We start from the raw sequence: 21,424 nt of genomic DNA on the forward strand, positions 1-21,424 counted from the left end.
CCTCCCGCGCGAGGATCAGGCTCCGACCGGGACGGGCTCCTTCTTCCCCGCGTCCTTGCGGATGGTGGCGCTGATGACGGCCGCCACCGTGCACATCGCGGCGGCGCCGATCCATGCATAGGTGTAGTGGCCCGTGGCGTCGCGGATGTAACCCGCGAGGAACGCGGCGGCCGCGGCCCCGAGCTGGTGCGCAGCGAAGACCCAGCCGAACACCACCGAACCGTCGGACCCGAACACCTTGCGGCAGATGGCAGCCGTCGGGGGAACAGTGGCTACCCAGTCCAGGCCGTACACCACCACGAAAAGAATCATGCTGGGTTGCACAGTGGAGCCCAAAAGCACGGGCAGCACCAGTAGCCCGACCCCGCGGAACTGGTAATACACAGCCAGGAGCACCTTGGGATTGAAGCGGTCCGTCAACCAACCGGAAGCAATGGTGCCCACGATGTCGAAGATCCCGACGACGGCCAGCAAGCCCGCCGCGGTGGTTTCCGGCATTCCGTGGTCGTGCGCCGAGGGAATGAAGTGGGTGCCGATCAGGCCGTTGGTGGTGGCACCACAGATGGCAAAACCGGCAACAAGGGCCCAGAAGGTGCGCACTTTGCTGGCGCGTTTGAGGACCTGCAATGCCCGCACGGCTGCGTTGGGCGTCTTGGCGCCTTCAGTACCTTCGGCTCCGGCGACTTCCGCGACCGGGGCGGCTTCCGCCGTCGTCGGCTGCTCTTCTTCGGCACCGTAAGGTTGGACCCCGACGTCGGCGGGTGAGTTCTTGAGCCAGCGCAGAACGAGCGGCACAACGGCAAGCGCTCCGGCTGCGATCAGCAGCGAGGCACCCCGCCAGCCCGGGCTCTGCGCAAGCACCGCGATGAAGGGCAGGAACACGAGTTGCCCCGCGGCGCTGCCCGCCGTCAGGATTCCGATCACCAGTCCGCGGTTCTTCGAGAACCAGGTGTTGGCGATAGTGGCCGCGAAAACCAGGGCCATGGAACCGGTACCCAGCCCGATCAGCACGCCCCAGGTCAGCAGGATTTGCCAGGACTGGTTCACGAACACCGTCAAGGCGGAGCCGAGGCCGATCAGGCAGAGGGCAATCGAGGTGACGGTGCGGATGCCGAAGCGTTCCATGAGCGCGGCAGCGAAGGGCGCCGTGAGGCCGAACAGCACCAGGTTGATGCTGACGGCAAGCGACAGGACGGTGGTTGACCAGCCGAATTCCTGTTGAAGAGGCACCATGAGCACGCCGGGCGCTGCGCGGAATCCGGCTGCGCCCACAAGTGCCAGGAACGCGACGGCGGCCACCATCCAGGCGGGGTGGAGGCGCCGCTTCCGCGGGGTCTTGGCGGCGGAAAGTTTGGTGGGATTGGGTGCGGTCATGCGGAGGGCTCCGATTCGTTCGGGAGGTCACGTCTGGCGGGAGCAGTGGCCAAGGCCAACGGGTGTTCCGATCGCGTGAGGCTATGCCAGCTGGTGTTGGCGGCGGTCAGCCGGGACCCGCAGTGGGAGCAAGTATCAGCCGACGCCGTCGGCAATCCGCAACCGTTGTGGATCACGCGCATGTGGGCGTTGTCCGCTGGCGCATCGAGATGTTTCTCGGACCAGAGGATGATGGCGTTCAAGACGGGCAAAGCATCTTCGCCCTTGGGGGTAAGGACGTACTCTTGGCGCGAGCGCGCACCATCCAGGTAGGGCCGTTGGGCAAGAAGGCCCGCCTCAACCAGCCAACCCAGTCTTTTGCTGAGGACGTTGTCTGCGATCTGGAGGCGGGTCTTGATGGCATCGAAGCGTCCGTTGCCGAAGAAGACTTCCCGGAGCACCAGGCTTCCCCAGGGGTCTCCAAGGATATCGAGGCCGCGTGCCAGGCTGCACGTCCGCTCGGACCAATCGGATCGTAAAGGCATGGAATGAGATTAGCTGGCTTTTCTAAAGAAAGCTAGGCGTCTCCGGCTAAGGGGCTCCAAACCTGACCATGTTTGAAAGCGGATCGGCCGGGACACACCGCTGTGATGGCGTGTCCCGGCCGATCTATCAATCAAAGCAGGTCAGGAAGGGAGGAGCATTCAGTCCGTGATGTTGCCGATTGCCTGCTCAAGGTCCGCGATCAGGTCCTCAACGTCCTCGATGCCGCAGGAAAGCCGGATCAGGTTGACCGGCACGGCCAGCTCGGTGCCCTTGACCGAAGCGTGCGTCATCTCCGAGGGGTAGTTCATCAGGGACTCGATCCCGCCCAGGGACTCGGCCAGCGTGAAGACCTCGGTGGACTCTGCCACCTTGCGGGCCGCAGCTTCGCCGCCCTTGAACTGCACGGAAATCATGCCGCCGAACTTCTTCATCTGCTTCGCCGCGAGCTCGTGGCCCGGGTGGGAAGGCAGGCCCGGATACAGCACGGCTTCAACCTCCGGACGCTCAAGCAACCACTCGGCCACGGCCTGGGCGTTCTCGCTGTGGCGGTCCATGCGCACGCCGAGCGTCTTGAGGCCACGCGTGGTCAAGAAGGCATCCATGGGTCCGGATACGGCGCCGACTGCGAACTGCACAAAGCCGATCTTCTCGGCCAGTTCGGCGTCCTTGACCACGATCGCGCCGCCCACCACGTCCGAGTGGCCGCCGATGTACTTGGTGGTCGAGTGGACCACGACGTCGGCACTTAGGGCGAGCGGGGTCTGCAGGTAAGGCGAAGCGAAAGTGTTGTCGACGACCAGGAGGGCACCGGCGTCGTGCGCTACTTTGGCGAGCGCTTCAATATCGGTGATCTTCATCATCGGGTTGGAAGGAGTTTCCACCCAGACGATGCGGGTTTTGTTCGCCGCGACGGCCGCGGCAACAGCGTCCAGGTTGGACATGTCCACTGGTGTGTTACCGATGCCCCACTCGCCGAGCACGCGGTTGATGAGCCGATAGGTTCCGCCATAAGCGTCGTTGCCGAGGACGATGTGGTCGCCCGGGCGGGCAACGGCACGGATCAGGGAGTCCTCCGCGGCAAGGCCCGAGCTGAAGCTGTATGCGTGGGTTCCGCCTTCGAGTGCGGCGAGCTGCTCCTGCAGCGCATCGCGAGTGGGGTTGGTGCCGCGGCCGTATTCGTAGCCGTCGCGCAAACCGCCTATGCCGTCCTGGGCATACGTCGAGCTGAAGTGCAGCGGCGGAACCACTGCGCCCGTGCGCGGTTCGAAGGCCTGGCCGGCGTGGACGGCACGCGTGTTGAATCCTGCTTCGTTTGCAGACATATGAACTCCTAGTGTCAGTTGCTCAGGTAGGCGAGAAGGTCGTGGCGGGTCAGGATGCCCACTGGGGCTCCGACGAACGTCACCATAACGGTGTCGACGTCGGACAGTAGCTCGCGTGCGGCGGAGATGGTTTCCAGTGAGCCGATCACCGGCAAGCGCTCCCCCATGTGCTCCGAGATCTTGTCGGTCAATTTCGCCTCGCCGCGGAACAGCTTGGTGGTCAGTGTGCGCTCATCGACGGCGCCGAGGACCTCGCCCATGACCACAGGCGGTTCCTGCGAGAGGACCGGGATGTGCGAGACCCCGAATTCGTTCATGATGTTGATGACATCGCGGACGGTCTCGTTGGGGTGGATGTGGACGAGGTCCGGCATCTCGCCGGTCTTGGACTTCAGCACCTCGCCAACCGAGGCCTCCTCGCCACCGGAGAGGAAACCGTAGGAGCGCATCCACTTATCGTTGAAGATCTTCGCCAAGTAGCCGCGGCCGGAGTCCGGCAGGATCACGACGACGACAGCTTCCTCGCCAAGGTCTTTGGCCACCTGCAACGCGGCAACCACTGCCATGCCGGATGAGCCACCGACCAGAAGGCCTTCCTCGCGGGCCAGGCGGCGGGTCATCTCGAAGGAGTCGGCGTCGCTGACGGCAATGACATCGTCCGGCACGGTCTTGTCGTAGTTGACCGGCCACATGTCCTCGCCGACGCCCTCAACGAAGTAGGGCCGCCCGGTGCCGCCCGAGTAGACCGAGCCTGCCGGGTCTGCGCCGATGACCTTGACCCGGCCGCCGTCGGACTCCGGCCGCTTGGCCGACACGTCCTTGAGGTACCGGCCCGTGCCGGTGATGGTGCCGCCCGTGCCCGCGCCGATCACAACATGGGTGATCTTTCCGTCGGTGTCACGCCAGATCTCGGGCCCGGTGGTTTCGTAGTGGCTGCCGGGGGCTGCGGGGTTGGAGAACTGGTCCGGCTTGTAGGCTCCGGGGATCTCGGACACGAGCCGGTCGGAGACGCTGTAGTAGCTTTGCGGGCTGTCCGGGGCCACGGAGGTGGGAGTGACCACAACTTCTGCGCCGTACGCCTGGAGCACGGCACGCTTGTCCTCGCCCACTTTGTCCGGGACAACGAAGATGCACTTGTAGCCCTTTTGCTGGGCCACCAGGGCAAGTCCGACGCCAGTGTTGCCCGAGGTGGGTTCCACGATGGTTCCGCCCGGCTTGAGCTTCCCGTCCCGCTCTGCTTCCTCGATCATCTTCACCGCGATGCGGTCCTTGATGGAGCCTCCGGGGTTCACATATTCGAGCTTCACCAGAATGGTGGCTTTGATATCCCCGGTCACGTGGTTGAGCTTGATGAGCGGTGTATTGCCAATGAGGTCCAGGACGGACTGGGCGTACTTCATAGGTACCAAGTTACCGCTTGGTCGGGACTGCTCCTGCGCAGACTGGTGGCGGGTCGGGCCGGTGGCGGGTCCGTGTCTGGCCTCGCGTCTAGCGAAAGGATGGCCTCGCGGGGCAAGCTAGCGTGGACACCCTCCAAGGAAAGGACATGCACCATGGATTGGACCCTCGAAGTGGTTGTGCTCCCTGTGAGTGACATTGACCGTGCCATCGAGTTCTACCGCGACAAGGTGGGCTTCAACCTCGACCACAACACCACCAACGAGCACATGCACGTGGCACAGCTGACTCCGCCGGGCTCCGGATGTTCAATCGTCGTCGGCGACCTGCCGGCGCAGAATGAGATGGCGCCGGGTTCCGTGCGAGGCCTTCAGCTTGTGGTCGCGGATGCGCGCGCCGCACGCGAGGAATTGCTCAGCCGGGGCGTCGAGGCCAGCGAAATCACCGTGTTCGACGAGCGCGACGGCGGCACGTTTTTCGGCTTCAGCGATCCGGACGGCAACACGTGGGCGGTGCAGGAACTCAAGGTCCGCGCCGAGAAGCCGTTGATTCCGACGGAGGCCCGCGGGCGCTTCGGGGAATAGTTTCGGGGAATAGGGCCGGCCCGGCGTATAGGGCCGGCCCGAGGAACCCACTCATTCAGCCGGCGGAGGGCCTCCCGCCGAAGAGTCGGTCTGCCAGAGGCCCAGGATGTTGCCTTCGGTGTCCTTGAAATACGCGTAGTAGCCCATGCCCGGAACAGCATCCTTGCCTTTGACCACCGAACCGCCCGCACTCTCGATTTGGCCAAGCGATGCCTCGATGTCTTCGACGTCAACCGTGATGATGGGCGTCTTCAGCTCTTCCGAACGCGGGAACAGTGCGCCATTGATGGCCCCGGGCGCGCTCGGCATACCCGTCTGCGGGTCTGAAGGCGTGGTGATTGCGATCGTGTAGTCCATCTCCTGCATGGGGTTGAGCATCCAGCCGAAGGCACCTTGGTAGAAAGTGTTGGCCCGCTCCTTGTCGTCCGCGGGGATTTCAAAATGCACTACACCGGCCATTGCGTTCTCCTGAGATTGTCATGGAAGGCGCAGACGCCCCGCGCCACACGTGGAGTCTAGTCGTCCGGGTTTCGCGGCGTAAGGGGCTTGAACGCCGCTCTTTCGAGTGTTGTCGGATGAGCGTGCGACCATGAATGAATGACCATCGTCGATGTCCCACCGGCCGCAGCAGCTGCGGCCGACGCGTCCGTGCGATGGCACCCCGGCGGCCCCTTCGAGCTTCTCCAGACCGTGGGAATCCTCATGCGCGGCAACGGCGATCCGTCCTTCGCGGCGCGGCAGGACGGCGTGTGGATGGCGTTCACGACGCCGGACGGGCCGGTCACGCTGCGCCTCACCGTCGCGGGAACCGGCCAAGACACCCATGTAGATGCCCAGGCTTGGGGCTCCGGCGCCGGCTCAGCCATCGCCTCTGTGCCTGCACTGTTGGGGAGCACGGATGACTGGTCCGGCTTTGACGAATCCGCCTTCCACGCCACTCTCCCGCGGATGGTCAGGGAAGCCCGACGCCGGAACCTCGCCGTCCGTTTGCCTACCACCGGCCGCGTGGTGGATTCCCTCGTGCCCACGATCCTTGAGCAAAAGGTCACCACTATCGAAGCCCGCCGGGGTTACCGCTACCTGATGTACCGTTACGGGACTGCAGCGCCAAGCGCCGGCCGCCTGTCGACGTCGGGCACGCCGTCGGGCCTGCTCGTCCCGCCGACCGCAGCCCAATGGCTGGCCATTCCTTCGTGGGAATGGCACAAGGCCGGTGTGGGTCCCCAGCGTTCGGCGACCGTCATGCGGGCGCTGCGATCCGCCGTCGCGCTTGAACGGCTCTCCTCCCTCAGCGCGGCGGAAGCCGGGGCCAAGATGCAGACCATTCCGGGCATTGGCATCTGGACGGCTGCCGAGGTTGTCCAGCGGACCCATGGCTGCCCGGACTCGATCGCGGTGGGCGACTACCATCTGGCCTCGTACGTTGGTTACGCGCTCACGGGCAGGAAGACAGACGACGCCGGCATGATCGCCCTCCTGGAACCTTGGCGTGGGCACCGGCAGCGGGTAGTCCGGATGCTAGGGCTCAGCGGCTTCCGCAAGCCGACGTTCGGGCCGCGGATGACCATCCAGGACCACCGAGGGCACTAACGCCTCCACCCTCACAGCAACGCGGGGTCACTTACGGCCCATGTTGCTGCCCGACATGGGCCGTAAGTGACCCCGCCCTGGCTTAGACGGAGCGGAGTTTTGCCCGCTTGATCCGGACAATGAGGTCAGCGAAACCTTCGGCCAGGTCATGGGCGTTGGCCTTGAAGTAGGACCAGCCGGCGCTGGTGAAAGCCTCGTCCCTCCGGTTGTCCTTTGTCTGCCGTTCCCGCGTGAGATGCGGGGCGCCGTCATATTGCACGGCAATCCGGAACCGCCGATACCCCAGGTCCGCCGACGGGGACCACGGATCGTCCGGATCGAGGCGGAGCTGCAATTCCGGTTCAGGCAACCGCGCATCCAACATGGCCAGCCGCAGGAATGTCTCCGGAAACGAGTCTGCTCCAACTCGCATGTCCTCAAGGGCAAGCCGGGCCTTCTCCACGCCTTTCATGTTCGGATGCTTCCGGACAAGAAGGCGCAGCCCTTCCTTGTTCGCGTAGGGCTCCGTCCTTCCCTCAAGGCCCGGCCGCGGCAAGCGGATCAACTGGTCGCCCATGGCAACCACGTACCGCAGCGGCAACTGATGCGCCAGGTCGAGCCAGGTCCGGGACGGGGAGGACACCGGGATTCCGTCTATCTCCGTGACTTCGCCAGGGAGGACGCGCACCCGGTGCCCCGTCACTCCGCCCCGCCGGACACGGGGAAGCTCATGGGGCTTGCTGAGGTGGACCGTCTCACCGCCGCCCAGCCACGGAGGAAGGCCGAGCCGGGTCAGTACCCCGGCGCTCTCATGGGACACCCAGGCGCCCGGTGTTGCCGCGGCAAGGACCCGCGCCCGTTCGGCAAACGCAAACTCACGGCCCGCAGGCAAGTGAATCAGCCGGCCGCCGTCGGATACGTCCCTGGCGCGGAGCCGCTTCGGAGCGACGCCAAGTACACGGGATTCATAGACCGTGAAAGGACGGTTACCGAGTTCCTTCGGCAGCGGAATGATGCGGACCATGGGATCAAGTTTGTCCGCAAATGGACCCCCGCGGGGAGTTATCCACAGGCAGACTTCCAAACACGCCAACGCGGGGTCACTTACGGCCCATGTTGCTGCCCGACATGGGCCGTAAGTGACCCCGCGTTGGATCAGAGGGTTGGATCAGAGTCCTAGGCGGGCGATCGCTTCTTCCCGCATGTCGATCTTGCGCACTTTGCCGGACACTGTCATGGGGAAGCTCTCCCGGATGTCCACGTAGCGCGGGATCTTGTAGTGGGCCAGTTTGCCGCGGCAGAACTCCTGCACTCCGTCCAGGTCCAAAGCTGCTCCCGGTTTGAGGATGATGCAGGCCATCAGCTCTTCGCCGTACTTGTCATCAGGCACCCCGATGACCTGGACATCCTGGATGGCGGGATGCCGGTACAGGAACTCCTCGATTTCGCGGGGATAGACGTTCTCTCCTCCGCGGATGACCATGTCCTTCATGCGGCCTTCGATCACGATAAAGCCGTCCGGATCCATCCGGGCAAGGTCGCCGGTGTGCATCCAACCATCTTCGTCGATTGCCTCGGCTGTCTTCTCCGGCTGGCCCCAATACCCGTCCATCACGGCGTATCCACGCGTGCACAGCTCGCCGATCTCCCCGCGTTCCAGGGTTTCGCCAGTGCCTGGATCCACGATCTTGGACTCGAGCCGGGGCATCGTGCGCCCCACCGTGGTGGTCCGCTGCTCCAGCGTGTCGGCCGCAAGGGTCATGGTGGACACGGGCGAAGTTTCGGTCATTCCGTAGCAAATGGCCACGTCCCGCATGTTCATCTCCGCGATAACGCGCTCCATCACCTCGATAGGGCAGAGGGAGCCGGCCATGACGCCTGTACGCAGCGTGGAGAGGTCGTACGAGGCGAAATCGGGCAAAGCCAACTCGGCGATGAACATGGTGGGCACCCCGTACAGCGAGGTCCCGCCAAAGTCCTGCACGGCTTCCAGGGCTGCGGCCGGGGTGAACCCGCGGCCCGGAATGATCGTGGCCGCACCGAAGCTCAAGGCGTTCAGGTTCCCGATGACCATGCCGAAACAGTGGTAGAACGGCACCGGAAGGACCACCCGGTCGCGTTCCGTGTATCCGAGAAGCCTGCCGATCTGGTTGCCGTTGTTGAGGATGTTGTGGTGGGTCAGCGTGGCACCCTTGGGGAAGCCTGTGGTCCCGGAGGTGTATTGCAGATTGATGGGATCGTGCGGGTCCAGTTCCGTCATGCGAACCTTGAGCGCTGAGGGCGCGACGTCGTCTGCCCGCTTGAGTAGCTCGGCGAACGTCAGCTCGGCGTCAGTTTGCGGTTCGCCTGCGTTGAGCATGTCCAGTCCCAGATCGGGAAGGAACACCAACTCCCTAAGCTCGGGGCAGCTGGCCAAGACCTCCCTGGCCATGCCCACATAGTCGCTTTTCTTGCCCGATGGCGCGGCCACCAGCATCCGCATGCCATTCTGGCGGACCACGAATTCGAGTTCGTGGCTGCGGTACGCCGGATTGACGTTGACCAGGATCGCGCCAGCCTTCGCCGTAGCGTACTGCAGGATGGTCCATTCGGCGCAGTTCGGGCTCCAGATGCCCACCCTGTCACCCTTGGCGACACCCATGGCGAGCAGCGCACGCGCGAGCCGGTCGACGTCGTCGTTCAGTTTTTCGTAGCTCCAGCGGCGAGCCTCATCGCCAGCTACCGCGGCGGCTTCGATGAGCGCATCGCGCAACGGGAACTGCGCCGCGACGCGTTCAAAGTTGGCGCCAATGGTCTCTTCAAGCAGCGGGACGTCAGTGTCCCCGGCTGTGTAGGAAAGCATGAACGCACGCTACCAACTCCGCCGGTCCAAGAGAAGACTTTTGCTTGGAAGTCCTACAAAATATTTCAGGGGCTTACCGAGCCAGCCGGTAATGTGAATCCCATGAGTGCACCCATTGACCTGCAGGCCACGTTCATTCCCAACGACGGCGAATTCTTCCGCGTTAAGCTCGCCTTGGAAATCGCGATCGACGAAGTGGTGAACGAACCCGGCTGCATCCGCTATGAGCTCACCGAAGCCAACGAGGACAAGCTGGTCCTGACCGAGCAGTGGGCCTCCGAGGAACACCACGACATCCACTCCAAGGGCATCGCCGTCCAGGACCTCAACGAATCCCTCAGCGCGCTGCTGGCGGAGCCGGTGAAGCTCGAGCGCATCTAGGAGTTTTCGGCGCGCTGCTTTGCGATATGCGCGTGGACCTCATCCATGTCGAGCCCCTTGACGGCCTCGATGACTTGCTCCAGCTGGGGTCCGTTCAGTGCGCCCGGCTGGGAGAACACGAGGACCTTTTCGCGGAAGGCCATGAGCGTGGGGATGGAGGAGATGCCGGCTTCGGCGGCGAGCTGCTGCTCGGCCTCGGTGTCCACCTTGGCGAAGAAGACATCGTCATGCTTCTCGGAAGCGGCTTGGTATGTGGGGGCAAACTGCCTGCAAGGGCCGCACCACGCAGCCCAGAAATCCACCAGGACAATGTCATTGCCCTCGATGGTCGATGCGAACTGCTCGCCGGTGATGTCAACTGTAGCCATGCTTCCACGGTACGCGACGACGCGTTCGAAGTCGCCCTTGTTCGCTACCCGGCAAACCGGGAATAAAGCACGACGTCGGGCGGCTGGCTCGGCGCCGCCCGGTACCTTCGGCTAGTGCCAGAGGTGCGGGGCGGCCTTCCGGGCGCCGGGGAGCGCGTTGTTCTCACGCCACTCGTGGATCCACTCCGGAAGCTCGAGTTCTGCGGGCGGCTCGCCGAACTCGGCGAGTATTTCCTCCTGGCTCACGGGCCGGCCCTTGGCGACGAGCCGGGTGGCAATGTGCGCACGGGCGTAGATCTCGCCGTCCACCACCATGCGTTGTTCAAAGTAGATCGCTTTGGAATCGAGTCCGATGATCTTGGACTCGATGGTGTACTGCTGCCAAAGCTGCAACGACTTCCTGAACGCGATGGTCTCCCCCGCGGCCACGGGGCTCCAGCCGCGGCGGCGCATCTTTTGCCAGATCCCTGCGCGCACCATGAGGTCGAAGCGTCCAAGATCCATCAGCGAGAAATACATACCGTTGTTGACGTGCATTGCAATGTCGATGTCCGTGGGCAGCACACGCATGGGCAACGAGGACGTCTCCCAGACGCTGAGCCGGCTCCGCCTGGACGAGGTGAACAAGAGCAAGAGGGTTCGGAGAAGCAAATGCATAACCGCAATGTTACTCCGCAGTAACATTCCGGGATAGCTTCGTTTTGTGTGTCGCTACATGGCATGTCGTTTACCGCCGGTTCACGTGCCACGGGAAGAATGTCTGAAAACAAATTGCAGAAGGCACCAAGGAGATCCCGTGAGCACCACCCAAACCATGAGGGCACACGCAGATGTGTGGCCGGAACTTCCGCTCCACCAGGAGCTGGTGTTGCAGGACACCCGCGGCAACAGGATCGTAGGCACCTTGGACGGCATGACCGAGGATCGCAGCACGCTCTGGATCCAGTTGTCCGGCGGACTGGGCCGACAACTCGTGCACCACCAGGACGGATACTGGCTGGAGCCGGGCAGCGCGAGCTAAAACCGGTGGCGGCGTGCCGCCGTCGGTGAGCACGCGCCGTCGTGCGCCTCCCGGAGGCCGCCCGCACCACCGGCACGGAAATCCGCCGTCGACGCCGTAAATCCCTGTCGACACCGGAATTCGGGCGTCGAGAGTCCATCCGCGCCTCGCGGGAAATTCTCCGCGTCGAACGGTCTGCCCAAACAACACGGAGGCACAAAAAAATCCCCGGAACCAGTGGTTCCGGGGATTTAATTTTGTGGCAGATGAGGGATTCGAACCCCCGTAGGCGTTGCCAGCTGATTTACAGTGATTTGACACCTGAAACTGTCATAAACCTAACGAAACCATTTCCACCCTTTTCGTGGATTTATTAACCGGCGTGGATGCGGTTATCACTGACCACAACTGGCCCAAACCGGAGTGATGTGCTCACGGAGTGCTCACGCGGTCCGGTGCCATCGCCCGCGAATCGCCCGTACCCGTGCACGCTATTCCGACCTTCCGGCACCTACGTTTGAAGTATGAAGACACTCCGGTCTTCCGTGGACTGAAAGGACAGAAATGGAACAGTTCATTTGCAAACGGTGCGGCAGTGAAGCATCTATGGAGAGCATCCCGCGGCAGACGCACCGACCCGGGCGGCGGGTTGCGCCGCCGCCTGTGATGGCGCCTGTGCGTTGCAGTAACTTAGCGTGCCCACACTCTGCCGGTTTTCCAATAGGCGGCGTTGACCGGGTCGAGCTTCAGCAGGAGTAAATAGTCCGAGACGCCCCCCCGCGCCGTCTCACATGGACGCTGGCGGTGCCTTCTTCCTGAAGTCCTCCACATCGGACCACGGGATCCTCGTATGGGACGTGCGCCCGCCCTTGCCGGTCTTGTACGCGTTGGGGAACGCTCCTTGCCTGGCGAGGATGCGCACGGTTTCCGGGTGAAGGTTCAGAAACTCGGCCACTTGTTTTATCTTTGCGTCTGGGCGCCCCGTGAGAATTGCCATGCCCCCGAAGCTACAACGGAGTGCAGCCAACTTCAGTTATTGGTGCAAGTTTCCGCGAGTTATTGGTGCGAGTTTCCGCAAGTTCCCATTTCGAGTTACCTCAAGTTGGTCTTGACGAAAATGAATTGCACACTCCCGCTATTAAATAGGCGTTTCTGCCCATATGATCGTGCTCATGAAATCAATATTGGGGGTAGCCGGCGCACTGCTGCTGGCAGTTTCCGTAGCATCGTGCGGCTCCACGGCGGCGGGCACGTCTTCGAACTCGCCCACCTCGCCTACTGTGACGGCTAAGCCGACAACCTATTACGGGGAGACAGCGTCCGCGATCGCCGCGCTCATCCCGGATTGCACGGACGTCAAGGCCGGCAACGTGGCCAAGGGCGGCCCGGGCCTCACCTCTATTGGCTCGTGCGTCCTAGGAGGCCGCACAGTGGACGTTTACAGTTGGGCTGACCGTGACGCGGAGATAGGCATGGGCGACGTCCTCCAGGCCAACAAGGAAGCCGTCACCTATGCCAGCGGCACCGGGTGGTCTGCGTTCGTGCGGCGCGACATGACTTTTCAGTGGCAGCTCACCAACCAAGCAGACAAACTGTTAGCAGCCGCCTGGAATCATGCCAGTGCTGCGGCTCCGGACCGTCCCGGAGAGCTTGAGGTATCGAAGAAGATCGCGGATGCCCTAGGTGGACAGGTGAACCAGTACCAGCCGTAAGACCGGCGGGTACGTCAGGACAAACCGAACGAGGTCCGAATAATTGAATCCACGCGCAACTGTTGCTCTGCAGTGATCCGGCCGGCCAGATCCTCCAGCCGCATTTTGTCGATGGTCATTATCTGGAAGCCCAACACAGCGCCTTCCTTCTCCATGGGCTCGCCCGCAGGAAGGTAGAGGCTGACCGGGCTCTTGCCGGCCCTAACGTTATCTCTTACGGAAGTAGTCAAGGCAGCGACGACGACCGTTGGCATCGACCGATTACGGACATCCGGGCTGATTATCAGCGCAGGGCGATGTCCATTTTGTTCTGAACCCCGACTGGGGCTCCAATCGACCCAGTAAATTTCTCCGCGCTGAACAACTGCTGGTACAGGCGGAACAGGATCAGGCGTCACGCGTATCGGTGGCGCCGTGGTGCCACATCTCGTTGGCCATAGCCAGAGACTCATCAGCCCACTCAGCAAAGGCCTCTTCTAGGGACATCTGCACTGGATGTGTTGAGGCAGAGTCAATGGCGCCATGACTTGAAATGCGCAGACCGGTCACCTGCACACCGCCTGGATAGGTCAGGGACGTCGGCGTCCCAAAGTTGTGAATACGCACGGGAGCGTCCTCTCGATGGACGGCCGCGGAGGGTGAGCACATCATGACCGCAGCGACGGCGGGAACCAAAACGACTGTGGCGATCATTGCTCTACACCTCCGTTTCTTAGGGCCTCGCTCAGTGAATCACGGAGTGCAATTACAGATTGCATGGGCAGGTAGAAACTACCTACGATCACGACAGGCAGCGGATCGATATTGCTGGCCTGTTCGGCGCTCATCTCGCCGATGAATACCGGCGGATTTACATGTCCGAGGCTGATGTACATTCCATTTGACCGGCCGGTCTGAGCGTCGGCCATAGCGTGCTGGATGAGTACCTGATTCACAACCGTCGGAAGCTGCCGTGGGTCATATTCCCACTTGGCCCCAATCTCGACTTGGTCTGCGGCAGGCGCCTGAATCTGTGGTGTCTCCGACATGTCTTGAGTATTGCATACGAGGTCAAATTGAGGCATAGGTACTTCAAGCGAGTGTTCCCGCAAGACTTGCGCTGAACACGGACCCCCTGCCGCTCCTGAGAGTGACAGGGGGCTGCCTGTTACGTTGGGGGTCTTATCTAGACCTATAGGGACAGCCAGTATGTTCCATCGTTGATGATGGTGGCTGACGCCCCCGCCGCAACAGTGATGCTCGTCTGTGTGGTGGTGTCGTAGAGGTTGTCCGAGCCTGCCCGCTGCACGGTCAGCGAGACGCTGCCTCTGTTCTTGACCCGGTACGTCAGTCCGGTGTTATTCGCCAGCGCGGGAAGCGTCCACGTCGGGGTGCCACTCGTTGCCGAGCACACATAGACCGAAGCGTCACGGGCCATGGTCAAGGTCGCCGCTGCTGACACATTGACTGACTGAGCGAGGCTTGGCTGCCAGCCATGCACTTCCCAAGCCGCACCACCCGAGGGCACGAGCAGCACAGACTGCCCCGGTTGGATGGTGATCGATGTCAGGGATCCACCGCCGGCGTTGAAGGTGTCCGCGTTGGAGCGACCAAGAGTCAGCGGCGCAGCGGTGCCGCGAACGCTGATCCAGTACCATCCAGAGTCGCCCGAGCGTGGCGTAGGGGATGCGGGGGCGATGGTCCATGACGCTGCACTGGTTCCTGCGTAAACCCAGCGTCCGGACTTGGAGACGTACGCGTCGGTGTCGGTGGTTACCCAGACGGGCAGGTCGTTTTTGTGTAGCAGTGCCTTACCGCCATCGGCTGATGCTCTACCGGCCTGTTGTATGAGTGGTTTGATGACATCCCGAATCAGGGCATTGCCCGCGTCGTTCGGGTGAATACCGTCCGCGGTCAAGGTCGCACCCATCTGGATTTGCCCACCACTGGTTGTGCCGTTTATCGGCGTTGCAGCATCCGCGACAAATAGGCCCTTACCGGCCATCGCCATCAGCTCAGCGTTGTACGCAACGCGGAGCGAGTCTGTGGCACCGTAGTTCTTGACAGCCGTATTCGAAGGCAACCAAGTCCACGCAATGACTGGCACGCCAACCTTCCGAGCCTCCGCTATGACACGATTCCGGAAGTACTTGAAGGCATCAATGTTTGCCTGCGCGATGGTTGTCGCGACGTCGTTTGGGGAAGCCCCAGGCAACACGAGCACATCAGGCTTGATGCTTGATTGCAGGATATCGATGGCCCGCTCAGCGAAAGTCTGCATTGCCTGCCCTGACCAGCCGCAGTTCATGTACTCGTAGGCCGTCCCTGACATGCTGGACAGCGCATCAATGGCGGGGAGGATGAACCCCTCATTGAGGTAGGTCCCGCGGCCATCGGTGATGGAGTCACCGCAGCCTGCGACGGTGATGACCTTGCCCTTGGTGAGGTACTGAAATCCCACGATCGGGTTATTGTTTGTATTTGTCGTGGACGTGAAGCCGGAAGTGACCTGCACACCGGGCTGCTGTCGGGAGCACCAGATGCGTCCGTCAGTGCGTGTCGCCCAGTTGGTGAAGTTGTCAACACCAGCACCATAGACCGGCAACGTGGCAGTCGCATTCATGTAGGCGCGAGCTACCAAGAGGGGGTTGGTTCCGCCATCCGTGCGAGGGATGCTGCTGATTGCAATCCAGTCCGTGGCCGTGTACGCGATACGCCCTGTCCCAGGTGCGAGTTCTGCGTAGATGCGTGACATGCCGTTCCTGTTGGCAGTCACCCATGTCCCAGCGGCGTTGTTCAGGTCGGTCTTGTCCGCCATGACCGAGACTCCAACAAGCCGAAAGGCGTGAGAAATCAGCAGGTCCGTGTTAGCGAAGAGGACGCGCACGGCGTCAAAATGCTGCGCGAGCTCCGTAGTGATCTGGAACGTGTTGGGGGACGAGTTGTCGATAGTGCTCATGCGCCCGCCGAAGATGCGGGTAGCGATCGTGGACGCCTTCTGCGTCGTATATTTGCGGGTAGCGTCAGCCTTGGCCGCACCGATACTTACAACATCCATGATTAGACCACCGTCGAGCTAGTAGGATTGCCGCTTCCGTCGTAGACCCACGTGCGGACCTTGCCGAGTCGGATCTCGGTGTTCACGGTCCCGTCAGCGTTGTAGGTGTACGTGGTCGTGATGCCGTTCTCCGTTGCGCTTGTTACCTGCCCGGAACCGTTGTAAGCGATGCTCGTGGAGGGCGCGAAGCCAGGGACAAAGGTGGTATTTCCTGCCGCTCGGAGAGCCGACGCCGGGTTGTTGAGGAGGGCGGCGGCGGCTGCGTCAAGGTCTGCGGCGTTCTGCTTGGCGCTGAGCGCCGTGACCGTCGCTGCGGCATCGGCTTTGGCGTCCAGCGCGGCTTGCTGTGCGGTACTGACGGGCTTGGACACGTCCGGGGTGTTGTCCACCGACCCGAGGCCCAACGAGGCTTTGGTTAGGCTCACAGCACCGGTGACACCGTTCACGGACGTGACCGGGGCGAAGGGTGCGCTGACAGGGGTGGAAACGTTCCCGTCCGGGATCAGATCCAGCACCACACTGGACTGGCCAGTGGCGAGCTGGAAGGACTTGTGGGAGGCGATGTACTGGCCGTTCACGCTCCAGGCGATATCAGCCAAGTAGGCCCAGTTCTTCACCGCGTTCCCGGAAGAGTCCACGAACCCCGCTTGGTCAACGACCGGGAGTGTGATGGCGCCGGGGACGCCGTTCACGGCAACGGTCTCCGTGAATTTGCCCAAGGGTTGCCCGGTGGCGGCCCAAAAGATCGTTTGGGTCGGACGAATGGTAAGGGTGGCACTTCCTGCGCCACCGGCGAAGCTAACGGGGGTATTGAAAACCACGTCGCAGGTGGTGACACCGGCCGGCAAGGTCATCTCGAATTCCTAACTTGTAGTGGGGGTAAGGCCGGTGAGCTGATTCCGTATCAACTCACAGGCCCGGATTCCTTGCTGTTGCTGGGAAGTTTTGGCCGGTGATCACAGCGTGAGCACAATCATCGGGACGGGCGCCGGGATGCATCTCGGTTCGCTTCGCCAATTGCGCCGGCCGCAACTGTGTACATGCGCGAGTCCAGCTGTTCGTTCCCGACGTAGACGTGCACTACTGGCGCCTGAGCCTGCTGCTGCTGCTGTGGCGGGAGCTGACCCGTCTGGTTCATGTAGTTCAGTGCCGGGAGCCCGATGGAATCCGCCGACGCCCGCTTCATCACGAACTCTTTAGGTGTCAGCCACGCCGGGACCGTATCCGAGCCTCTTGGGCCGCCAGGGTGACCACCTGAGGCAAGGTACGCGACGTCACCGCCGTGCGCGTACCCAAGAAACGTGCCCTTGGTGGCCGTACCAGTTCCCGACCCGGGCGTTTCAGATCCACCGGGCGTCGAAACGTAGGTCTCCTGTTCGCCGGTCACCGGGTTGGTGCGGGTGCCCATCGTGTCCGCTGTTTTCTGTGTGGACTCCCGGGTGATCAGGTCAACGGTTTTCCCGTGGACTGCGTCCACATGGGCTTGGAACGCGGCAATGTCCGCCTCGGCTTTGGCCTTGTCGATCTCAAGCTTCGTAGGTGGCACTGACGCCGGGATCGTCAGGAGCTTGTCCACATAAGCGGTGACCGCGTCCTTGTCCACACCGTGGGCGACAGCGTTGTCGATGATCTGCTTACGCATTTTCTCCATCTCAGCCTTGGCTTGGCCAGTGGAGTCGTTCAGCCCACCATTGGCTTCCACTACTGCCTGGAGGCCTTGCACCTGGCTGTTGAGCTGGCCGCGCAACGCGACCGAGGCCGCGGACATGTCGCCGATGTTCGCCGTCGTGAACTGGATCTTCTTACCAGTCGTATCCACGTGGGTGCCCATGTTGGCCAGCTGGGAATCGAACGCGTTCTGCGCCTGCGCCGCCGAGATAGCTTTGCCGTTCAGCCCGTCCAATGCCATTTTCAGCAGCCCTGCGGCGTCGTTCTGCTGGATCATGTTCGCCGTGGTCTGGGCTGCCTGGTCGGCGAGGTCCTGTTGTGACTTAACCGCTGCCTGATACACGGGCACTGACGAGCCGTAGAGGGCGGCTTGGCCCTGCATGGCGATCTGCTGGGCTGTCAGCGCCCCTGTCGTGGTGTTCATGGCGGCGGCTTGGTCGAGGTTGTCCTGTTTGGACTTCGATATGGCCCCGGACTGGCTGTTCAAAGCCCCGGTGACGACGTCGATGGCTTTGGCAGTGTTCCTCTGCGCTTCGGACTGCACCAGGGCGTGGCTGGTCGAGGAGATCACATTCTGGGTGTTGTCCTCCTGGAAGGCCTTGCCCCGCTTGACCGCCTCATTGACGATGTCCTGCGCCCCCGCAACCCCCATCAGGGAGTCGGTCAGGACCGTCTGGGATATGCCGAGGGTGCGGGCTGCGTCGTACGCTCCCGCGTCGGAGAGGGCTTTGGCTGCCTGGAGCCGGACGTGCTTGCCTAGTTCCTCGTCGTCGTCCTTGAGGGCCTGCGTGTAGTCCTGCACGGCGGCCGACGCGTTCGCGGTTCCCGCGGCACTGGTCGCCATGGCCATGGCTGCGCCGGCGAGGATCGCGGTGAGGATGCCGACCACCGGGACGGCAAGGTTCACGGACACACCGAGCGCGTCCACTTTCAGCGCCGAGAGGATAGCCGTGTCACCGAAGGTGTTCACGGCAGTCTTGGCGATATTGAAGGCAGGGGCGATCGTGGTTGCCGTGGTGACGATACCAGCGAGGACGGGCAGCGGCAGGCCGTTCAGCAAGCCGGTAAACCGGTTGAGGAAGTCGAGCACAGCGGGGCCGAGCGGGGCATAGGCGGCGAGGATTCGCCCAGCCAGGGTGACAAGGTTCTCAATGAGGGTCATGGTCCCGGGAAGGTTATCCCTCGCGTACTGGATGAACTGGGTGAACCCGTTCGTGCCATTGAAGGAGAACAGCCAGGTCACGAACTTGGACAGCTGGACGCTCCCGTCCTGGATCAGCGGGTTCATCTGCTGTAACCCATCCAGCACACCGCGCAACGCGGTGCCACCCATGTTCCCCAGCGCCGCGGATCCGTCGTGCAGCGCCTGGTTCAGGAATGGCATCTTGACGTTGGTGTCGCCCACTGCGTTGTTGAACGCGGACAGCATGGCGGTGGCTGACGTTGATCCGAGCTCGGAGAAGTCACTCTTCAGGGCGCCGAGCCCTGCTGCGTACTGGTTCCCGACAGCGGTACCGTCTGCCATTTCCTTCTTGATGCCCAAGATCGCGGCAACACCGGCGCCGCCCATCACACCGAAGGCGACGCCAAGGCCCACCGCTGACGCAGCAATCGCGGTCGCGGGGCCCAGGAGTGCCGGGGCGAGGGCGATCAGGACCTGCAGACCCGAGACTCGCTGGTTGTTCGCCTGGAAGGACTTCTCAGCGGACTTGGATTCAACCTCGTTCGCGGCAGCCTCTTCGAAGGACTTCCGGACCGCTTCGGCTTTGGCTTTGTTCAGGGCCTCGGTCGCGGCGAGGAGCTTCATCTCGGAGGCTTCGGCGTTCCGGTCCGCCCGCGCCGAGGCTTCCGTGGCGGCGGCGACTTGCAGGTCGGTGCGGCCGCGCTTTTCCATGATGGCGGTGAGCCGCTCGTGGGCGATGTACGCGGTGGAGGCCGTGTTGGCGGCCTGCCGGGTCGCGGTCTCGACACGCTGCTCAGCGACCCGGACGGAGTCCAGCTTCGCTACGGCCTCGGCAACATTCGCGTCGACCTTGATCGTCGGGTCGAGGGAGCCGAGTTCCTTCGACGTGTCCTTGATCTCCCCGACCTTGAGATCCCATTTCTTCATGTCGAGGTCGAGCTCGGCAGTGATGGAACCTACAAGAGTGGGCGCCTCACCCATGGAGATCACCCGGTCCGGAGAGCGTCTGGTGCTCAGCCACGTGCACCCGGTTCGTTCGCGCCGTCAATCCGGGCGGCTTCGGCGTCACTGATGGCTTCGGCCTGCCTGGCACGTTCCTGCTGCTTCCGGGCAGCAACCGCCTCCGGGGTGCCGCCCCGCAGGAGATCGCCCAATGCGCCCGCGTTGTAGGCTTCCACGATCTGTTCAGGGGTCATGGACTGGAGCTCTGCCTGGGTCTTCTGCGGGGCGCTCATTCGGCGTCCGCCTCGGCCTTGGTGATCACGGTCAGGCTGTTGCGCTGGATTTCCTCGTCAGTGAACGGCTCATCCTTGCGGAAAACCCCGCCGCCCGGGCTGCGGTAGAAATGCGTTGCCCCATCGTCGGGGGTTCCCGCGTCAATCCGTGCCAGATCCCCGAAAAGGTCCTCGCCGGCATTGACGAAATCCATGTGCTTGAACTTCCCTTCGAGGGCCAGCAAGTCAAGCATTCTGTTGACAAACGTGTTCACGTCGATGGCGTCAACGTGTCGCCGGCCGATAATGACGCCTGCGAAGTGGCCGGGACCTCCGTTCGCTGCGATCCGCACGCCGCCGTGCGTTGCCGGAAACGGGCCGTTGTGCTTGTGCTCGGGGATGCCCAGCTTCTCTGCGCGTTTCCGGAACTCCCGCACCTTGGTGTTGCGGGTATCGACCGCGTCGTAGAGCACCCGGAGCGCGTCCGCAGCGGTCTGCAACTGCTTGCTGAACTGCTTCCCGTCGCTGGACACGATCGCTGCGATATCTGCGTTCAGGGCTTCGCATGCGGCAAGCCTGGCGGCTTCCGTGGCGGCGGCTGCCTTCCGCTTGGCGGCCTCCTTGCGGAGCCGTACGAAGCTCAGCAGGCCCCGGGCCTTCTCAACTTCCTCGAAGGTTACCGAATCGTCGCCTGAGCGGACCTTCTCCTCAAGAGTGTGGACGAGGTTCTCTGCCTCTTTCGCTTCCTGCTCCGCGTCGGCGATGATCCGCTCGGGGTCGGTGTCTGGGGTGCTGGTCATGCTGCCTGATTCCTTAGGACGTTTTCCAATGAGTCGATGTCAACCAACCAGCTCCGGTGACCTATGCGTTTCGCGATGACCCGGCCGGACGATGCGAGGCGACGTACCTGCCGTTCGCTTCGTCCGGTCCGGGTCGCCGCATCCATGACACCAACCCAATTGGTTGACTCCACCTTGGCAAGACGGGGGCCGATAACGGACGCGACGGCGGTGCGGTCGAGATCCGCCCCTGATGCCTCCTGTAGAGCCTTGTAGACGGGCAGCGCCCACACGGCGACGCCGGCGCCGTTCTCCCTCATCTGCCGTTCCTGGTCCCGCATGAGGGACCTGAGGACACCGAGTGCGATCGGACCTCGGAGAAGCTCATCCAGGGATGCCGCTTTGCTGTTCGCAGGCTGGCATGCAGTGCTCACCCTGTGCTCACGGTCCGAAAGTTCCCTGTATTCA

The 21,424-nt window shown here is 62.8% G+C and carries 24 protein-coding genes; 5 read left to right on the forward strand and 19 right to left on the reverse strand.

Features of this window, described 5'->3' with window-relative positions:
• Positions 1–15: 15 nt before the first annotated feature.
• The 4 genes from NFJ07_RS19905 to NFJ07_RS19920 all read right to left on the reverse strand — a co-directional run bounded on the left by NFJ07_RS19905 (position 16) and on the right by NFJ07_RS19920 (position 4,621).
• Positions 16–1,374 (reverse strand): MFS transporter, encoded by a 1,359-nt coding sequence (locus NFJ07_RS19905; RefSeq protein WP_269997183.1) that lies wholly within the window; start codon positions 1,372–1,374, stop codon positions 16–18.
• On the reverse strand, positions 1,371–1,898 hold the full coding sequence (locus NFJ07_RS19910; RefSeq protein ID WP_269997185.1) for a winged helix-turn-helix transcriptional regulator: 528 nt from the start codon (positions 1,896–1,898) through the stop codon (positions 1,371–1,373). The genes NFJ07_RS19905 and NFJ07_RS19910 overlap by 4 nt, the downstream gene beginning before the upstream one ends.
• A 159-nt stretch (positions 1,899–2,057) precedes the next feature.
• Positions 2,058–3,221 (reverse strand): cystathionine gamma-synthase, encoded by a 1,164-nt coding sequence (locus NFJ07_RS19915; RefSeq protein WP_269997186.1) that lies wholly within the window; start codon positions 3,219–3,221, stop codon positions 2,058–2,060.
• Between the two features lie 14 nt (positions 3,222–3,235).
• Complete coding sequence (locus NFJ07_RS19920) at positions 3,236–4,621, reverse strand: cystathionine beta-synthase (protein WP_269997187.1); 1,386 nt, start codon at positions 4,619–4,621, stop codon at positions 3,236–3,238.
• 153 nt (positions 4,622–4,774) lie between these two features.
• Between NFJ07_RS19920 and NFJ07_RS19925 the strand changes: the two genes are divergently transcribed.
• The gene (locus NFJ07_RS19925) at positions 4,775–5,203 is read left to right on the forward strand and encodes a VOC family protein (protein WP_269997189.1); all 429 of its coding nucleotides are present in this window, start codon (positions 4,775–4,777) and stop codon (positions 5,201–5,203) included.
• A gap of 51 nt (positions 5,204–5,254) precedes the next feature.
• Here the strand turns inward: NFJ07_RS19925 and NFJ07_RS19930 are convergent, their stop codons facing one another.
• Positions 5,255–5,662 (reverse strand): VOC family protein, encoded by a 408-nt coding sequence (locus NFJ07_RS19930; protein ID WP_269997190.1) that lies wholly within the window; start codon positions 5,660–5,662, stop codon positions 5,255–5,257.
• Between the two features lie 138 nt (positions 5,663–5,800).
• Here NFJ07_RS19930 and NFJ07_RS19935 point away from each other — a divergent pair, with 138 nt between their 5' ends.
• Entirely contained in the window at positions 5,801–6,793 is a 993-nt protein-coding gene (locus NFJ07_RS19935) for a DNA-3-methyladenine glycosylase family protein (RefSeq protein ID WP_269997191.1), read from the forward strand.
• A gap of 82 nt (positions 6,794–6,875) precedes the next feature.
• Here the strand turns inward: NFJ07_RS19935 and NFJ07_RS19940 are convergent, their stop codons facing one another.
• The gene (locus tag NFJ07_RS19940) at positions 6,876–7,796 is read right to left on the reverse strand and encodes a hypothetical protein (RefSeq protein ID WP_269997192.1); all 921 of its coding nucleotides are present in this window, start codon (positions 7,794–7,796) and stop codon (positions 6,876–6,878) included.
• Positions 7,797–7,940: 144 nt separating this feature from the next.
• Positions 7,941–9,614, reverse strand: coding sequence for an AMP-binding protein (locus tag NFJ07_RS19945; RefSeq protein WP_269997193.1), 1,674 nt, complete (start codon positions 9,612–9,614; stop codon positions 7,941–7,943).
• Positions 9,615–9,716: 102 nt separating this feature from the next.
• On the opposite strand from NFJ07_RS19945, the gene NFJ07_RS19950 reads away from it, so the two are divergent.
• Positions 9,717–9,995 (forward strand): putative quinol monooxygenase, encoded by a 279-nt coding sequence (locus NFJ07_RS19950; RefSeq protein WP_269997194.1) that lies wholly within the window; start codon positions 9,717–9,719, stop codon positions 9,993–9,995.
• On the opposite strand, the gene NFJ07_RS19955 is transcribed toward NFJ07_RS19950, so the two are convergent.
• Both NFJ07_RS19955 and NFJ07_RS19960 read right to left on the reverse strand, forming a co-directional pair.
• The gene (locus NFJ07_RS19955) at positions 9,992–10,363 is read right to left on the reverse strand and encodes a thioredoxin family protein (protein WP_059387274.1); all 372 of its coding nucleotides are present in this window, start codon (positions 10,361–10,363) and stop codon (positions 9,992–9,994) included. The genes NFJ07_RS19950 and NFJ07_RS19955 overlap by 4 nt on opposite strands.
• Positions 10,364–10,474: 111 nt before the next feature.
• Positions 10,475–11,020, reverse strand: coding sequence for an acyl-CoA thioesterase (locus NFJ07_RS19960; RefSeq protein ID WP_269997195.1), 546 nt, complete (start codon positions 11,018–11,020; stop codon positions 10,475–10,477).
• Between the two features lie 139 nt (positions 11,021–11,159).
• Here NFJ07_RS19960 and NFJ07_RS19965 point away from each other — a divergent pair, with 139 nt between their 5' ends.
• Positions 11,160–11,384 (forward strand): hypothetical protein, encoded by a 225-nt coding sequence (locus NFJ07_RS19965; protein WP_269997197.1) that lies wholly within the window; start codon positions 11,160–11,162, stop codon positions 11,382–11,384.
• A gap of 766 nt (positions 11,385–12,150) precedes the next feature.
• Here the strand turns inward: NFJ07_RS19965 and NFJ07_RS19970 are convergent.
• On the reverse strand, positions 12,151–12,318 hold the full coding sequence (locus tag NFJ07_RS19970) for a helix-turn-helix domain-containing protein (protein ID WP_269997198.1): 168 nt from the start codon (positions 12,316–12,318) through the stop codon (positions 12,151–12,153).
• 217 nt (positions 12,319–12,535) lie between these two features.
• Here NFJ07_RS19970 and NFJ07_RS19975 point away from each other — a divergent pair, with 217 nt between their 5' ends.
• Positions 12,536–13,075: a hypothetical protein gene (locus NFJ07_RS19975; protein ID WP_269997199.1), complete on the forward strand. Its 540-nt coding sequence runs from the start codon at positions 12,536–12,538 to the stop codon at positions 13,073–13,075.
• A 14-nt stretch (positions 13,076–13,089) separates the two neighbouring features.
• Here NFJ07_RS19975 and NFJ07_RS19980 read toward each other — a convergent pair whose 3' ends face one another.
• The 9 genes from NFJ07_RS19980 to NFJ07_RS20020 form a co-directional block, all read right to left on the reverse strand.
• On the reverse strand, positions 13,090–13,527 hold the full coding sequence (locus NFJ07_RS19980) for a type II toxin-antitoxin system PemK/MazF family toxin (protein WP_269997200.1): 438 nt from the start codon (positions 13,525–13,527) through the stop codon (positions 13,090–13,092).
• Positions 13,463–13,768, reverse strand: a complete 306-nt coding sequence (locus tag NFJ07_RS19985; RefSeq protein WP_269997255.1) for a hypothetical protein — start codon at positions 13,766–13,768, stop codon at positions 13,463–13,465. The genes NFJ07_RS19980 and NFJ07_RS19985 overlap by 65 nt, the downstream gene beginning before the upstream one ends.
• Positions 13,765–14,103 (reverse strand): hypothetical protein, encoded by a 339-nt coding sequence (locus NFJ07_RS19990; RefSeq protein ID WP_269997202.1) that lies wholly within the window; start codon positions 14,101–14,103, stop codon positions 13,765–13,767. The genes NFJ07_RS19985 and NFJ07_RS19990 overlap by 4 nt, the downstream gene beginning before the upstream one ends.
• A 143-nt stretch (positions 14,104–14,246) precedes the next feature.
• Positions 14,247–16,112, reverse strand: coding sequence for an SGNH/GDSL hydrolase family protein (locus NFJ07_RS19995; protein ID WP_269997203.1), 1,866 nt, complete (start codon positions 16,110–16,112; stop codon positions 14,247–14,249).
• 2 nt (positions 16,113–16,114) lie between these two features.
• Positions 16,115–16,966 carry a hypothetical protein gene (locus tag NFJ07_RS20000; protein ID WP_269997205.1) on the reverse strand — a complete coding sequence of 284 codons (852 nt, stop codon included), beginning with the start codon at positions 16,964–16,966 and terminating at the stop codon, positions 16,115–16,117.
• A 119-nt stretch (positions 16,967–17,085) separates the two neighbouring features.
• The gene (locus NFJ07_RS20005) at positions 17,086–19,944 is read right to left on the reverse strand and encodes a hypothetical protein (protein WP_269997207.1); all 2,859 of its coding nucleotides are present in this window, start codon (positions 19,942–19,944) and stop codon (positions 17,086–17,088) included.
• Positions 19,945–19,976: 32 nt separating this feature from the next.
• Positions 19,977–20,198, reverse strand: a complete 222-nt coding sequence (locus tag NFJ07_RS20010) for a hypothetical protein (protein WP_269997209.1) — start codon at positions 20,196–20,198, stop codon at positions 19,977–19,979.
• A complete protein-coding gene (locus NFJ07_RS20015) occupies positions 20,195–20,977 on the reverse strand; it encodes a hypothetical protein (protein ID WP_269997210.1) in 783 nt (260 codons plus the stop codon). The genes NFJ07_RS20010 and NFJ07_RS20015 overlap by 4 nt, the downstream gene beginning before the upstream one ends.
• Positions 20,974–21,390, reverse strand: coding sequence for a hypothetical protein (locus tag NFJ07_RS20020; RefSeq protein ID WP_269997212.1), 417 nt, complete (start codon positions 21,388–21,390; stop codon positions 20,974–20,976). Before NFJ07_RS20020 ends, NFJ07_RS20015 begins: the two co-directional genes overlap by 4 nt.
• Positions 21,391–21,424: the final 34 nt, after the last annotated feature.

It is taken from the genome of Arthrobacter sp. B2a2-09 (assembly GCF_027587375.1).
Taxonomy (GTDB): Bacteria; Actinomycetota; Actinomycetes; order Actinomycetales; family Micrococcaceae; genus Arthrobacter.